This window comes from Pyrococcus woesei (genome assembly GCF_050496105.1).
Lineage (GTDB): Archaea > Methanobacteriota_B > Thermococci > Thermococcales > Thermococcaceae > Pyrococcus > Pyrococcus furiosus.
Map to the genome: position 1 here is coordinate 1,007,543 of NZ_CP179867.1, position 14,380 is coordinate 1,021,922.

11 protein-coding genes are annotated in these 14,380 nt (G+C 39.5%); 4 read left to right on the plus strand and 7 right to left on the minus strand.

Annotated features, from left to right (window positions below; translation table 11 throughout):
- Positions 1 to 19 precede the first annotated feature (19 nt).
- The 4 genes from ACMFNG_RS05555 (at position 20) to trmBL2 (ending at position 9,913) form a co-directional block, all read left to right on the plus strand.
- Entirely contained in the window at positions 20 to 1,999 is a 1,980-nt protein-coding gene (locus ACMFNG_RS05555; protein WP_011011610.1) for a DUF460 domain-containing protein, read from the plus strand.
- Complete coding sequence (gene topA / locus ACMFNG_RS05560; RefSeq protein WP_011011611.1) at positions 1,996 to 5,178, plus strand: DNA topoisomerase I; 3,183 nt, start codon at positions 1,996 to 1,998, stop codon at positions 5,176 to 5,178. Before ACMFNG_RS05555 ends, topA begins: the two co-directional genes overlap by 4 nt.
- Positions 5,179 to 5,261: 83 nt before the next feature.
- Entirely contained in the window at positions 5,262 to 8,906 is a 3,645-nt protein-coding gene (gene rgy, locus ACMFNG_RS05565; protein ID WP_011011612.1) for a reverse gyrase, read from the plus strand.
- 212 nt (positions 8,907 to 9,118) lie between these two features.
- Entirely contained in the window at positions 9,119 to 9,913 is a 795-nt protein-coding gene (trmBL2, locus tag ACMFNG_RS05570) for an HTH-type transcriptional regulator TrmBL2 (protein ID WP_430515093.1), read from the plus strand.
- 104 nt (positions 9,914 to 10,017) lie between these two features.
- Here trmBL2 and ACMFNG_RS05575 read toward each other — a convergent pair whose 3' ends face one another.
- From ACMFNG_RS05575 to ACMFNG_RS05605, 7 genes are read right to left on the minus strand one after another with little or no spacing between them, the layout of a single operon-like run.
- Positions 10,018 to 10,230, minus strand: a complete 213-nt coding sequence (locus ACMFNG_RS05575; RefSeq protein ID WP_011011614.1) for an ArsR family transcriptional regulator — start codon at positions 10,228 to 10,230, stop codon at positions 10,018 to 10,020.
- Positions 10,227 to 10,544 carry an Sjogren's syndrome/scleroderma autoantigen 1 family protein gene (locus tag ACMFNG_RS05580; RefSeq protein ID WP_011011615.1) on the minus strand — a complete coding sequence of 106 codons (318 nt, stop codon included), beginning with the start codon at positions 10,542 to 10,544 and terminating at the stop codon, positions 10,227 to 10,229. The genes ACMFNG_RS05575 and ACMFNG_RS05580 overlap by 4 nt, the downstream gene beginning before the upstream one ends.
- Complete coding sequence (locus tag ACMFNG_RS05585; RefSeq protein WP_011011616.1) at positions 10,541 to 11,254, minus strand: arginase family protein; 714 nt, start codon at positions 11,252 to 11,254, stop codon at positions 10,541 to 10,543. Before ACMFNG_RS05585 ends, ACMFNG_RS05580 begins: the two co-directional genes overlap by 4 nt.
- A gap of 4 nt (positions 11,255 to 11,258) precedes the next feature.
- A complete protein-coding gene (gene taw2, locus ACMFNG_RS05590; RefSeq protein WP_011011617.1) occupies positions 11,259 to 12,095 on the minus strand; it encodes a tRNA(Phe) (4-demethylwyosine(37)-C(7)) aminocarboxypropyltransferase Taw2 in 837 nt (278 codons plus the stop codon).
- A complete protein-coding gene (locus ACMFNG_RS05595) occupies positions 12,064 to 12,618 on the minus strand; it encodes an NTPase (RefSeq protein ID WP_011011618.1) in 555 nt (184 codons plus the stop codon). Before ACMFNG_RS05595 ends, taw2 begins: the two co-directional genes overlap by 32 nt.
- A gap of 30 nt (positions 12,619 to 12,648) precedes the next feature.
- Entirely contained in the window at positions 12,649 to 13,365 is a 717-nt protein-coding gene (locus tag ACMFNG_RS05600) for an ABC transporter ATP-binding protein (RefSeq protein ID WP_430515094.1), read from the minus strand.
- Positions 13,358 to 14,353, minus strand: a complete 996-nt coding sequence (locus ACMFNG_RS05605; RefSeq protein WP_011011620.1) for a FecCD family ABC transporter permease — start codon at positions 14,351 to 14,353, stop codon at positions 13,358 to 13,360. Before ACMFNG_RS05605 ends, ACMFNG_RS05600 begins: the two co-directional genes overlap by 8 nt.
- Positions 14,354 to 14,380: the final 27 nt, after the last annotated feature.

Consider the following 14,380-nt stretch of genomic DNA (forward strand, 5'->3'; position numbering starts at 1 on the left):
GTGGTGGAATATCTTAATTATGGGAATTGATATTGTAAGTGAGAATCCAAAAAAGTTTGCTGTTGTAATTTGGTTTAATGGTAAATTGGAGAGAAAAGGAGAATTTACACTACCAAGGCTCATTCGATACATTAGAACTAAAAAGCCAGACATAGTTGCAATGGATAGTATAACTGAACTTGGAGAAGACTTGAAATTTTTCTTAAGGTCTCTTCCTGAAGGTACTAAACTTGTACAAGTTACTGGAAAACCGGGTGAGCAAAAATCTCTCTGGTCATTGGCGAGAGAGTATGGAATTCGGACTGGAGGAGATAAGTTTGATCCATTCGAAGAAGCAAAGATTTCTGCCCTCCTTGCCTCTAAAGGCGTTGGATATGAAGTGTTAGCATTTGAAGATGAAGTCCTAATAACTGTTACGAGAGGTAGGAGCCAGGGAAAGGGTGGATGGAGTCAGGATAGATACAGAAGAAGAGTTTATAACTTGGTTCAGGCCAAAGTTAGGCAAATAGAGGATATTCTCAGGAGAGCAGACATACCTTTTGACTTGGAAATTGAAGAAAGAGATTATGGGGTATCCAAAGGGGAATTCAAAGTTTATGCGAGTAGGGAGGAGCTTGCAGGCCTTGTTCGGCCCATGAGAGGGGGAGACGTAGAGATTAGGATAACTCCCGTTGAGAGAAAAACACTTGAGTTCGTACCACTTAAAGCAGAAGTTGAAATTGAGAAGAGGAAGAGCATAATAGTTGGACTTGATCCAGGAATAACGGTTGGAATAGCTGCTGTGGATTTAGATGGTAATGTAGTAGCAGTCTACAGTGAAAAAAATATGGCTTTGAGCGAAATAGTTAGGTTCATCAGCGAGCTAGGACATCCTATAATTATAGCCACTGACGTAAATCCTGCCCCAGGACTTGTTGAGAAAATTGCAAGATCATTTAAAGCTCAACTCTTTGTTCCCAGGGAGAGCTTAAAAGTTGAAGAGAAAAACGAGCTTCTAAGGAATCTTGGAATTACAGTTGATGATGATCATCAAAGAGATGCCCTAGCAGCAGCATATAAGGCTTATCTAAGATATAAACCAAAACTTGAACACATTGAGGCCAGACTCAAAGAAAGTGGCTTATGGACAAAGAGAAATGAGATAAAAGCACTAGTTCTATCTGGTTATAGCCTAGGAGAGGCCATTATGAAAGTGAAATTCCAAGAAAAGCCGAGAATGGAGAAACCAAAAGAGAAGGAAGTAAGCGAAGTTGATGTAACTCCATATATGGAGAAAATAAAGGAGCTAACGAAGACAATAGCAGAACTTGAAAGAGAAAACAAAGAGTTGAGAGCTATAATAGAAGAGCAAAGAAAAATAATAGAAAAGCTTGAAAGAAAGCTTGAGGAATTTGATGAAAATATTAGAGCGCGCATTCTAAAGGAGAGAGAAATTAAGGCAAGAGATGAAAGAATTGCAATGTTAGAAAAGAAATTAAAAGAAGAAAAGGAAAAAGTTGAGATTTTGGCAAAGAAGCTAGCTCAAATGAGAAAAATGCGGTGGTTGGAGCTCAGCGGTAAGGTTTATCCGCTTAAGATCATAGAAGAATTAACATGGAAGGGACTGGAAAAAGCGGAAAAAGAATTTGAGATTAAAAAGGGGGATATACTGTACATAATAAACCCGGCAGGAGCCGGAAAGAAACTTGGGGAATACTTAGTGAGCAAAAGACCAAGAGCTATTATTTCTCGGGCAAATCTTCCATTTTCAATATATGAACTCCTAATGGAAGAAAGAATTCCTGTTCTGCTTGAGAATACTGACATTGAAGTTATTTGGTTAGATGAATTTGCCGTTGTTAAAAGAGATGAACTTGAGACTGCTATCAAGAAGAGGATTGAAGAATGGGAGGAAGAAAAGAGAGAAAAAGAACTTGAAAGTGTTCTCAGAGTTATTGAAGAATACAAGATTGAGAGAATTAAAGAGTTAGTGAGAAAAGCTGAGGAGGAGGGACAATGATCCTCGTTATTGCAGAGAAGCCAAACGTTGCTAGAAAAATAGCAATGGCACTAGCTGAGGTGAAGCCTATTAAGAAAACTCTCTTTGGAGTTCCCTACTACGAGTTAATTAGGGATGGAAAAAGACTCATAGTTGCCTCAGCAGTTGGTCATTTATACGGTTTAGCCCCCAAAAATGACTTTTTTGGATATCCGATATTTGATGTGGAATGGGTTCCTGTTTACATAGCTGAAAAAGGAAAAGAATATGCAAAAGATTACATTAAGTTGCTTTCAGTCCTATCCAAAAGGGTTAGAGAATTTATTGTTGCCTGTGACTATGATACTGAAGGAGAGGTCATTGGTTATACTGCATTGAAGTATGCCTGTGGCGTGGATCCTGGGGTTGCTAAAAGAATGAAATTTTCTGCATTAACTAAGAGGGACTTAATCAAAGCATGGTACAATCTTGAGCCAACTATAAACTTTGGAATGGCAAATGCTGGTATTGCCAGGCATATTTTGGACTGGTACTGGGGGGTTAACCTATCAAGGGCGTTAACCCATGCAATAAAGAGGGCGAGTGGAAAGTGGGTTGTCCTTAGTACTGGAAGGGTACAAGGACCAACGCTCAAGTTCTTAGTTGATAGAGAAAGGGAAATTCAAAGCTTTGTTCCCCAACCTTATTGGGTCATAAAGCTGATATTTGAAAAGAATGGGAAAAAGTACACGGCAAACTACGAAAAGGATAAGATTTGGGATGAAAATGAAGCAAAAAGAATTGTATTAGAGGTAAAAAAGGCCCCTGCAAGGGTAACAAATATTGAAGTTAAACAACAAAATAGGAATCCCCCTGTTCCCTTCGACCTGGGAACTCTTCAAAGGGAAGCCTATTCCGCCTTTGGGTTTTCACCAAAGAAAACCTTAGATATAGCTCAGAGTCTTTATGAAAAGGGATTCTGCCTTCACCCGGACACCTTGATCTTAACTTCCCAGGGGGTTAGGAAAATTAAAGAGTTGTCTCGAGAGGGGGAAGTCTTTGCTTTGGACTTTAATCTAAAGTTGTCAAAAGCAAAGTATAGGCTTCTCGAGCGTGATGCAGATGAGCAAATGTATAAAGTTACACTTCTTGACGGGACGGAGTTGTATTTAACAGCAGATCATCCAGTTTTAGTGTACAGAGAGGGTAATTTGGCTTTTGTACCCGCTGATAAGCTTAGAGAAACTGATCATGTGGTTTTAGTCCTTAATAAATCTGCCAGAGATAATTATGGATTTTTGGATCTTTTACTTGAGATAACTGATTCCCAGGAGGATTATGCAATTCTAGAGAATGGTGAAACACTATCGTTGCATTCCTTAAAAATGCTTGTGGAGAGGGGGGAAATAAAAGACATTGCAGTGGTCGGATTTTCACACAATAACTTTGGTAAAGTGATGTTAAGAGATGAGTTGTGGTACCTCATTGGATATTTAGCAGGAAAGGGAGGAGAGATCAAAGGTAATGGAGTTGTAATCAGCTCTAGAACAAAAGAAATTGTTGGTTTAACAAAATCTTTAAACATTGATTTAATTGAAACAGAAGAAGGAATTGTTTTAAGTAACAAATCATTTGTTAGATTACTGCACCTAATTCATTATACTCCACGTGTTCCAGAAGTTTATGGAATAATAAACAATACTGAGTGGCTAAAGGCTTTTTTGGCTGGATACTACGACGCAACTTTACTTGAGGGCTTAACTTTGGAGGCTCTTTACAAAATTAAAGTTTACCTACAGCTTTTGGGTATAAGAGCAAAGATTGAAGATAACAAACTTAAGGTTCACCTGGAAGATCTACAACGCTTTAGAGAACTTCTTGGAAAGTTTAGCCGGAGAAAATTATATGTAGAAACTTCACAAGTTCCTGTATTCACTGATTTTGACGAAAGAAGTTATGACTTTCCAAGAATACTTGGAGGGGATATCTACATTATTGGAATAAAGTCAATAGAGAAATTCCACTATAAGGGGAAGGTCTATGATCTTGTAGTTGAAAATTACCACAACTTCATAGCCAATGGAATTGCGGTTCACAACTGTTCTTATCCCAGGACAGAAAGCCAAAAGCTCCCCAAGAATCTAAACTATAAGTTTATCATTCAGAACTTAGCGAGAATTCCAGAGTACAGGCCTTATGCACACCTACTCCTGGGAATGCCCGAACTTAAGCCGGTAGAAGGAAAAAAGGAGGATCCTGCCCATCCGGCCATTTATCCAACGGGTGAAATTCCCAGGCCTGGAGATTTAACTAAAGATGAAGCTCTGCTTTATGACATGATTGTTAGAAGATTCTTAGCGGTATTTATGGAGCCAGCAGTTAGAGAAACCGTTAAAGTCACAATTTCTGCAGGAAAGCACAAGTTCTTCATTTCTGGAGGAAGAACGGTTAAAGAAGGCTGGCTGAGGGTGTATGGAAAGTATGTTAAGTTCGATGAAGTTACACTTCCAACATTCTTCATCGGTGAGAGAATTAAAGTCCTTCAAGTAAAGAGAGAAAAGAAAAAGACGAAGCCCCCCGCTAGATACTCCCCCGCTGCAGTCATTAAAAAGATGGAAGATTTGGGATTGGGCACCAAGGCCACAAGAGCCCAAATACTTGAGACCCTATATCAGAGAGGATATATAGAAGGAAAGAAATCGATAAAGGTAACTCCCCTAGGAATGAAAGTTATAGAAACTCTAGAAAAGTACGTTCCAGAAATAATAAGTGTTGAGTTGACTAGAGAATTTGAAAAGAAGATGGAACTAATCATGGAAGGTAAACTAACAAAAGAGGAAGTAATAGAGGAAGCCAAAATTAGGCTTACAAAAATACTTGAAGAGTTCAAAAAGAAGGAGCTTGAAATAGGTCTTGAACTGGCAAAGATTGTAGTTGGGGAAGAGAAGCCTCCATTAATTGTAGGGAAGTGCCCCAAGTGTGGAGGAGACTTAATTGTTAAGTATAACGAAAAGACTGGGAAGAGGTTTGTAGGTTGTTCTAATTGGCCAAAATGTAATGTTACATACCCGATTCTTCAGAGAGGGGAGATTATACCAACCAATAAAACTTGTTGTAACGGTGCCCCGGTAGTTATAATTCGAGAAAAAGATGGAAGAGAATGGGAGATATGTCTAGATATGAATTGCAAGGAATATAATACTATTAAGAAAAAGAGATAGAAATAGCTTATTTCTAAAATACGGGGAGCTAGAAACCTTTTTAAGAACAAAAGTAGTGAACTTAGACTTAGAGGGAGAGCATTATGAAGGCAATATATAGGGATATGTGTCCCAATTGTAGAGGGGCAATAACTGATGAAAGACTTGCAGCAAAAAATCCCTGTGATGCATGTTTGGATGAACCAATAAGTATGGATGATTACTTTCAACTTGTAACTGCCATTAGGAAGGCTCTCAAATTAAAGGGAGTGCTTAAAGAGTGGGAGGAAATTTATGCTCTTAACAAAGAAGTTAAAGAAATTGAAGAACTCTTTAAAAAGGCAACTGGATTTACATTTTGGAGCGCCCAGCGCTCCTGGGTGAAGAGAATAATAAAAGGAAAGAGCTTTTCTATTATAGCTCCAACAGGAATGGGTAAGAGTACCTTCGGAGCTTTTATGTCCATTTACTTTGCATTAAAAGGAAAGAAGAGTTATATCGTAGTTCCTACAACTCCTCTAGTTGTCCAAACTGTAAAGAAAATTAAAGCGATGATGGAAAAAGCGGAAGTTAAAGTTAACCTCGTTTATTACCATGGAAACCTAAAGAAGAAAGAAAAAGATGAAGCCCTCGAAAAAATAAAATCAGGAAACTTTGATATCTTGGTAACTTCAAGCCAATTCTTGGCCACAAGGTTTGATGAATTGCTAAAGGATAAGCGTATAGACTTCATGTTTGTTGACGATGTGGATGCATTTCTTAAGGCAAGCAAAAACATTGACCGCTCTTTAATGATGCTTGGATTTAATGAAGAGATAATCAAAAAGGCCTGGGAAATTATAAAGCTCAAGAAACAACTCGCCAAGCTTCTTCAAAATGAAAGTGGTAATGAAGAAGTGGAAAAGTTAAATAGGGAGATAGAAAGACTTGAGAGAGAAATTGAAAGGTACAAGAAAGAAAATAAAATAGGAATCTTGATCGTTGCGTCTGCTACGGGAAGTGCCAGGGGAGATAGAATAAAACTATACAGAGAGCTCCTTGGATTTGAAGTCGGAAGTGGAAGGAGCGTTCTGAGAAATATTGTTGACACTTACATTATTCCCGAGAAAAGCATGGAGGAACATGTCGAAGAACTACTAAAGACCCTTGGAAGAGGTGGCTTGATTTTCGTTCCAATTGATAAGGGAATTGAGTATGCCGAACAACTTACAAATTACCTAAAGTCCAAAGGATTTAAAGTTGAGCTTGTCTCAGCTAGAGACAAGAAAGGACTAGAACTTTTCGAAAAAGAAGAAGTCGATTATCTCGTTGGAGTGGCCACATATTATGGGACAATTGTGAGAGGTCTTGATCTGCCTCATTTAGTGAGGTTTGCAATCTTTACAGGAGTGCCAAAATTCAGGTTCTCCCTCGATTTAGAGCAACCCACAATATATAGAGTCCTCGGATTAATGAGTGAAATACTGGAGTTTTTACCTGAAGAAAAGAGAACAGAAGGGGAGAAATTATATGCAAGGCTTAGGCGTCTAATAAGGAACATTCCGCAATATGAACTGATGAAAATAGAGGAAGCCCTTGCAGAGGGACTAGAACTAGAAGGATTTTACAATCATGTGTTAGAGGTATTTAAGCAGGCTGTTGAATTCTTAAGAGAGGCATTAAAGGATGAAGAAGTCCTAAAGAAAATAGCAGAAAATCCATTCTTAAGTCTCAAGCAGATAGAAGGTAAGTGGTACATTGAGATACCAGATGTAAGAACTTATATTCAGGCCAGCGGCAGGACATCTAGACTCTTTGCGGGGGGCATTACCAAGGGTCTTAGCGTCATATTGGTAGACGATCAGAAAGTGTTCAACGGACTTATAAGGCAGATGAGATGGAGATTTGTTGAGTTCGAGATAAAGCCTCTTGGCGAGATAAACATAGAAGAAGTCCTTAAGGAAATTGATAGGGATAGGGAAAAAGTTAGGTTAGTCTTAGAAGGCAAGATAAGTGAACAGGTTAAAGACCTTGTTAAGTCTGCACTAATGATTGTGGAGAGCCCCAACAAGGCCAGGACAATAGCTAACTTCTTTGGCCAGCCAAGTAAAAGAAGAATTGGTGATTTAGTTGCATATGAAGTTTCCATTGGAGACAAAATGTTGACGATTCTAGCAAGTGGAGGACATATGTTTGATCTAGTCACTACTGAAGGATATCACGGAGTTCTTCTTCTAGAAAAGGGGGGTAAAAGATACTTTGTCCCAGTCTACGACACTATAAAAAGGTGTAGAGACTGTGGCCATCAATTCGTAGATTGGGAGGAGAAAGGGGTTTGTCCAAGATGTGGAAGCAGGAACGTTTACGATGCCCTAGAGAATGTAAAGGCAATGAGAGATCTTGCCCAGGAAGTTGATGAAATATTAATTGGTACGGATCCAGATACAGAGGGAGAGAAGATAGCTTGGGACATTAGGAACGTTCTCTCACCTTATGCCCCCGTGATTAAGAGAATAGAATTTCACGAGGTTACAAGACCTGCAATCCTAAGAGCCATCAACGAGGCCAGGGATATAAACGAAGATAGAGTCAATGCCCAACTTGTGAGAAGGATAGAAGATAGGTGGATTGGATTTGAGCTTAGCCAAAAGTTATGGGAAGTGTTTGAGAACTACAACTTATCGGCTGGAAGAGTTCAGACTCCAGTTCTTGGTTGGATTGTCCAAAGATATAAGGAGTTTACGGAGAGTGAAACTGACTTCCTGGGACTTACGTTAGAGAATGATATAACTATAATCCTGGAGGGAGTCTCTGGAGATGTTCAGGAAGTTTACGTTAAGGAAGTAACAATTGAGGAGAGAGAGATTAATCCACTTCCTCCCTACACCACAGATGCCATGCTACAAGATGCATCTAGGTTCCTGGGGTTCTCAGCAACTCACACAATGCAATTAGCTCAAGATCTCTTCGAACTAGGTTTGACAACTTATCACAGAACTGACAGTATACATGTGAGTAACACTGGAATTGAGATAGCAAAAGAATACATAACCCAGGAAATTGGGGAAGAATACTTTGCTCCGAGAAAGTGGGGAGAAGAAGGAGCTCACGAAGCGATAAGACCCACTAGACCAATAGATACTGGAAGATTGATCCAGCTCATTAGAGATGGAATAATAACATTGCCCAGAAACTTAACAAAAGATCACTTTAAGCTTTATGATCTCATATTCAGGAGATTCATGGCTAGTCAAATGAAGCCTGCCAAGGTTTTGTATGAAAGAGCAGTTATTGGAACTCCTTATGGAGAGGTTGAAATAGAGGGATACATTGATGTTATATATGATGGATGGTCTAGAATTAAGCCTCTTCCACTGAAGAAACTTCCAAGGCTAGAAAAAGACCAAATATTGAAGGTCACTGAAATTAGAAAATGGAGAGCTCCAAAAGTTTCACTTTATACCCAGGGTGACGTTATAGCATTAATGAAAGAGAGGGGAATTGGTAGACCATCAACTTATGCGAAGATTGTGCAAACCCTATTACAGAGGGGATACGTTATTGAAACAAAGAGTAAGAAGAAATTAGTTCCAACGGAGAAGGGAATAAAAGTATATCACTACCTTGTGTCTAAATACAAAGACCTCGTTAGTGAAGAGAGAACAAGACAGCTAGAAAAGTTAATGGATATGGTGGAGGAGGCGAAGGCAAACTATCAAGAAGTTCTCAATGAACTCTATGAGGAAATCTTAAGATACGTTAAATCTTGAAGGGACAGTTGTTTATTTACTTTACCTCCTTCTATAACAATTTTTCTGAGATCTATTTGTGGTGAAGAAAATCTTTTTAAGTTTAATTATAATGCATATCTATGCAACTTCAATAAAAATATAAGAAGTATGTGATTTTCCTCCATGTAAAAGAAAAGCTTATATAATCTTACGCCATATAACAAATTGACAAGTTTGTGGTGGTGGTAAGGATGAGCAAAGATAGAATGGTAGAACTATTACAAGAACACTTTGAGTTGAACTTATACGAGGCTAGAGCATATGTTGCCTTAGTAGCGTTTGGTGTTCTTACTCCAGCAGAATTAGCAAGTGTTTCGGAAGTTCCAGCGCCAAGAACTTACGATGTACTTAGGAGTTTAGAAAAGAAAGGATTTGCCATGACTCAACCAGGAAAGACAAACAAGTACAGGCCAGTTCACCTAGCAAACGTTCTTGAAAAGTTCATCCAGGACTGGCAAGAGAGGGTTAAGGAAGAACTTGAGGCTAAGAAGAAAGCTAAGGAGGAACTCCTTGAATTAATGGCCCCACTAATAGAGACAGAGGTTCCAAAGTACGGAGTTGAGAGAGTTTGGGTGGTTAGAGGAATTAAGAACTCAACATTAAAGACCAAAGAAATGCTGGAAGAAGCTCAAAATGAAATACTATTGGCAGACGATGGATTCATAGCAGTTAACCTTGAAGATGACATAATAAAGGCAGTTGACAGAGGAGTTAAGACAAAGATCCTTCTAACAAAGAACTTACTTCCAAGGCTAAAGGCCTCCAAGATCATTGACTATGCAAAAGAGGGTAAGCTCGAGCTGAGGGCACTTGATAAGTTTGATCTTCCAATGCTGATCTGTGATGAAGAGGTATTCTTTGCACTGGAGGACTTGGCAGCTAGATACTTCAACTATGAGACCCAGGTTTGGATTAAGGATCACAGAGTTGTAGCTCTCTTCAAAGAGAAGTTCAACGAATACTGGGAGAAGGCTGAGAAGGTTTGATGTTCTATTTTCTATTTTTTAAGTTTTCAGAAAAGGTATGCTTCAAGAGTAATAAAACCCTCACTGATAAGCTCACCTCATAATAGGAAGTTAGAGAAGCAGAATTACAGATACTTGAACTCTTCTTCGAGCTCATTTTTTTCCTTTAGCTTCCAGAATAATTTCCCATCCTTTTGAAAGCTTTCAACTTTCCCCTGTTCCATAAATCTAAGAAGATACCTCCTAACTTCCATATCTCTGATTCCCGTCTCTTTGACGATCTCTTCAACTGTTCTTGGCCCATTCTCGAGGGCTTTTAAAACTTTTGCACTCTTCATCTTCCTCCCTCCAGTCTTCTGTATTTCTCCAACACTTCAATTATCTTCCCCATAATCTTTAAGTATTTCTCAAGCTCGTCGATGTCCTCAGGAAGGGAATTTGCCAACTGGGTTAACTTCTCTGTTAACTTTTCCTCAACTCCCTTAACCTTTTCTTTTTTCTGCTTTTCCCTATACTCACAGACTGGACAAAACACCTTTCCATCTTTTTCAAAGAGCGGTGAGCCACACTTTGGACAATGCTTATCTAGCATTTTTGCTCCTGAGAGAAGAAGTGGGGCGATTACTTTTCTAATTTCCTCATCTGTTATCATTCAAACACCTCCTTTAAGGAAGAGAACACCTCAATTATAGCTCTTCTCCCATATTTGGACTTTGCTACTCTAAATGAGATTTCAGCTACGTCAAATGCTATGATCTTGAAGTTCTTCTTAATTGCCTCTATTATGTCTAGGAGCTCCCTAAGAGTTAGCTCCCCATGCTGAAATCGAGCTATTCTATATTCAGGACTTAGGACATCTAAATCTATTGAAAGGTAAATTTCTTTTCCAAGAAATTCTCTTGTCTCTTTGAGGACTCTTTCAACGCCGTGTTGCTCAAGGTTTGTGTAAGCTTTCCATTTGCCTCTTATTTTTTTGGTTCTAGGCAATGCTGGAAATACCTTTACTCCCCTCTTCCAAAGTTTAGTTCCGGAAGTTGTGGGAATCATTAGAACAGCACCTATTACTGATGCTCTTTTTATGATGTTGTCTTTCAACGCATACGCAAGCCAAGAGGCATGATCGAAGTAATCCTGCATTAAGTCAGTATGTGCGTCTAAGCTAATTAGGGCATTTGGCTTTATCTTCTTTAAAATAAAATACGTTCCAGAATGGTCACCGAGAACGTAGGAATTGTCTAGAGGAATCTCATCTATCGTGGAGAAGTGTATATCTTCCACAAGCTTCTCCCTCTTCAATAGCTTGGCCACGTACCTTACCCCTTCTTGATTTGGCTCTTCTCCATTTAGGATGAACACCGTCATTTTATCACCTTTTGAAAACTCTAAGATCGAGGACAACATGCCAGACTCCTGGAGCATACCTCTTTATCCTTAACTCGTTCAGTTTCTCCACTTCATAACCATGTTCTTTTGCAATCCTTTTGAATGTCTCAAAGGGTTCTTTCGGCATTAACCTCTCTGGAACTGTATTGTGGTAGTGTATTATTGCTTCGTCTTTAGCTATGCTTAGAGCCTTTGGTATGAACTCGTGAGTTCTAACAACATATCCCATTAATATCCTATCAGCTATGTCCACTCCTGGGAAGTCTCTGTTGTCCATGTTATATGCCGACATTCTGTCTTCCACTTTGTTTAGGTGAATGTTCTCAACTAAGAATTTAAACGTATATGGGTCCTTCTCTATCGCTATAACTCTGGCCTTCCCATAGACTGCTATTGGAAGGCTCAAATGTCCTATGCCCGCAAACATATCTACAACCAATTCGTTAGGTTTTGCAACTTTGGCCATTCTAACTCTCTCTTTGACGTTTGCTGGAGAGAACATTATTCTGGCAACATCTAACTTGTACTTGATGCCATTTTCTACGTGAATCGTTATCGTGTCGCTTCCATAAAGAATTTCATAATCTGGCTTTCTAGTTTCTCCGTAAATGTGGCCTTTCCTTAACACAGTCTTAACTTCGAGAACTTCTGCATAAGCTTTGGCTATCTTATACTTATAGGGCTCTAGCTCTGGCCTTAGGGGGAGTAAAAGAACGTCCCCTATCTTAACCCACCTCTTTGGTAACAACTTAATGAGCTCTTCAGGGAGCTCTTTTGATAAAATTTCCCTAATCCTGGGCTTTATTACCTGCGTTCTCATTTTCCCTAAGCAGTTCTTTTATTTTTACAAGTATTTCGGAAAATACAGCCTCTCTATTTTCAGGAGTTAGCCAATAATATTCACCAAGTGGCCTGTACCTTTCAACGAACCTTCTGTGAACGGTAGCTAATAGGGGTTTTTCACTCCTAAGTACTAGCCCAAGGGCTTTGAGGAATTCGTTGCTCTTAAACTCCATTGGGCCAATTTCATCTATAACTATTAGATCCCCCTCTCTAAGAGCCCTTGAAATTGCTGGAATTGCTACTTTTTCGAAACTCTCGACATCTATGACATACCTTCCCAGCCTAGGATATCCTTGACCAACATATGCAAGCCTTCCTATCTCGCCAGTATCTAGTGCTATAACTCTAAATCCACTCCTTCTTGCTCCACTTCTAATTTCCTGAGTTATTATCCCCCCAACTTTAAATCCCTCTCTCTTAATCTCGTCGGCTATTCTTTTAGCTAGTGTTGTCTTTCCAACTCCAGGCATTCCACTAACAAAGAACCTGAACTTTTTCATGTTCTTACCTAGCGGTGGGGCTTAATAAGGTTATGGGAGCACGGCAACTATCCCATCCTCTCTTACAATCCTAGGCTTTATTCCGTAAGTCGCCTCAATAACTTCCTCGGATATTTCTTTTGACTTTCCCTTCCACGCTGTTTCTCCATTTTTCAAAACAATAATTTCGTCGGCATAATTAATGGCCAGGTTGAGGTCATGAAAAACAGCTATGATGAGTTTCTCTTTTTTGAGCTCTTGAAGGATTTCCATTATCTCTCTAGTGTGGTTTATGTCCAAATGGCTTGTGGGCTCATCAAGAAGCATTATGTCCCCTCCCTGTGCTAGGGCTCGTGCAATGAGGGTTAATTGATATTCCCCTCCACTTAGGTTTGTTATGAACTCCTTTCTTTTCTCCCACAATCCGACTCTTCTTATGGCCTCATCCACATCTCCCTTTCCTGCATAAGTTCCAAGCTCAACAAACTCTTCAACGGTAAAGGCGAATTCAGGATAAGAGGATTGAGGAACATAAGCCACTATCTTTGCTCTTTCTTTGGGCTTTAACTTTGTTAGGTCTATTCCATTATATTCGATAATCCCTCTTGGCTTAAGAATTCCAGCGATGCATTTCAAGAGTGTTGATTTTCCTGCCCCATTGGGGCCTATAATAGCTATGATCTCTCCTACCTTACCTTCAAATTCAACGTTCTTCACTATCTCTTTCTTTCCATATGAAAATGAAACACTGACTTTTAATTTATGCATAGAGCTCTCCCCTCTTCCTCTTAATTAAGAGGTAAGCGAAAAATGGTGCTCCAAATAGAGCAGTAACGATACCTATTGGGATCTCAACTGGAGCCGTTATCGTCCTGGAAAGTAAGTCGGAGATTACCATTAATGTTCCACCGAAAAGTGCAGATGTCGGGAGTAACCTTTTGTGGTTTGGCCCTACAATCATCCTCATCACGTGGGGACTTATTAAGCCCACAAATCCAATTATTCCACTCTCAGCAACGGCAACTCCCGTAAGTAGGGCTACTGTAAAGATTATGAACTTCCTATAGAGATTTATGTCTAAGCCAAGCGCTATGCTCTCCTCTCCCAGGAGGAGAAGATTTAGCTCTCTCCAGCTGGTTAGTAAAAGAAATGAACCAAGGAGTGAGACGACAAAAGCAATCCCTACTTTTTCCCAGGAGGCCAAGGAAAATGTTCCATAAAGCCAGCTGAGACCTTGGTGAACCTTATCTTTGTTGAGATAAAGGAGGTAAGATGTTATGGCATGTGAGAAGAACCCAAATGCAATTCCCGCAAGGAGGAGTATATCTACAGGAACATGTCCATCAACTTTCGCAATATTATATACCACATAAACTGCTAAAACTGCCCCCAAGAATGCGAAAACTTCAGTGAGGTGGGGGCAATATATTAGGGCTATAACTGCTCCTATAGAGGCCCCTCCACTGATTCCCAATATGTATGGATCTGCAAGGGGATTTTTGAAAAGAGCTTGAGTAGCAGTTCCTGCCAGTGCTAGGGAGAATCCAACGAGATAGGCCAGAAGGACTCTGGGAAGTCTAATTCCCAGGATGATATATGCTTTTCCTGAGACTTCCCCCCTAAGATATTTCAATATGGTGGGCAAAGATAAAGAAGAAACAACGTCATTAAGTGGAATACGAACTGATCCAAACACTACACCCAAGATTACTGAAGCTAACGATGCTAGGATTAATGCAGTTATTACCTTCTTCACGATTGGACAAATATGCCAACGTATTTA

Bases quoted from the DNA above. Each gene is read 5' to 3' on its own strand.
- ACMFNG_RS05555 (WP_011011610.1), top strand. From the start codon at position 20: ATGGGAATTGATATTGTAAGTGAGAATCCAAAAAAGTTTGCTGTTGTA.
- topA (WP_011011611.1), top strand. From the start codon at position 1,996: ATGATCCTCGTTATTGCAGAGAAGCCAAACGTTGCTAGAAAAATAGCA.
- rgy (WP_011011612.1), top strand. From the start codon at position 5,262: ATGAAGGCAATATATAGGGATATGTGTCCCAATTGTAGAGGGGCAATA.
- trmBL2 (WP_430515093.1), top strand. From the start codon at position 9,119: ATGAGCAAAGATAGAATGGTAGAACTATTACAAGAACACTTTGAGTTG.
- ACMFNG_RS05575 (WP_011011614.1), bottom strand. From the start codon at position 10,230: ATGAAGAGTGCAAAAGTTTTAAAAGCCCTCGAGAATGGGCCAAGAACA.
- ACMFNG_RS05580 (WP_011011615.1), bottom strand. From the start codon at position 10,544: ATGATAACAGATGAGGAAATTAGAAAAGTAATCGCCCCACTTCTTCTC.
- ACMFNG_RS05585 (WP_011011616.1), bottom strand. From the start codon at position 11,254: ATGACGGTGTTCATCCTAAATGGAGAAGAGCCAAATCAAGAAGGGGTA.
- taw2 (WP_011011617.1), bottom strand. From the start codon at position 12,095: ATGAGAACGCAGGTAATAAAGCCCAGGATTAGGGAAATTTTATCAAAA.
- ACMFNG_RS05595 (WP_011011618.1), bottom strand. From the start codon at position 12,618: ATGAAAAAGTTCAGGTTCTTTGTTAGTGGAATGCCTGGAGTTGGAAAG.
- ACMFNG_RS05600 (WP_430515094.1), bottom strand. From the start codon at position 13,365: ATGCATAAATTAAAAGTCAGTGTTTCATTTTCATATGGAAAGAAAGAG.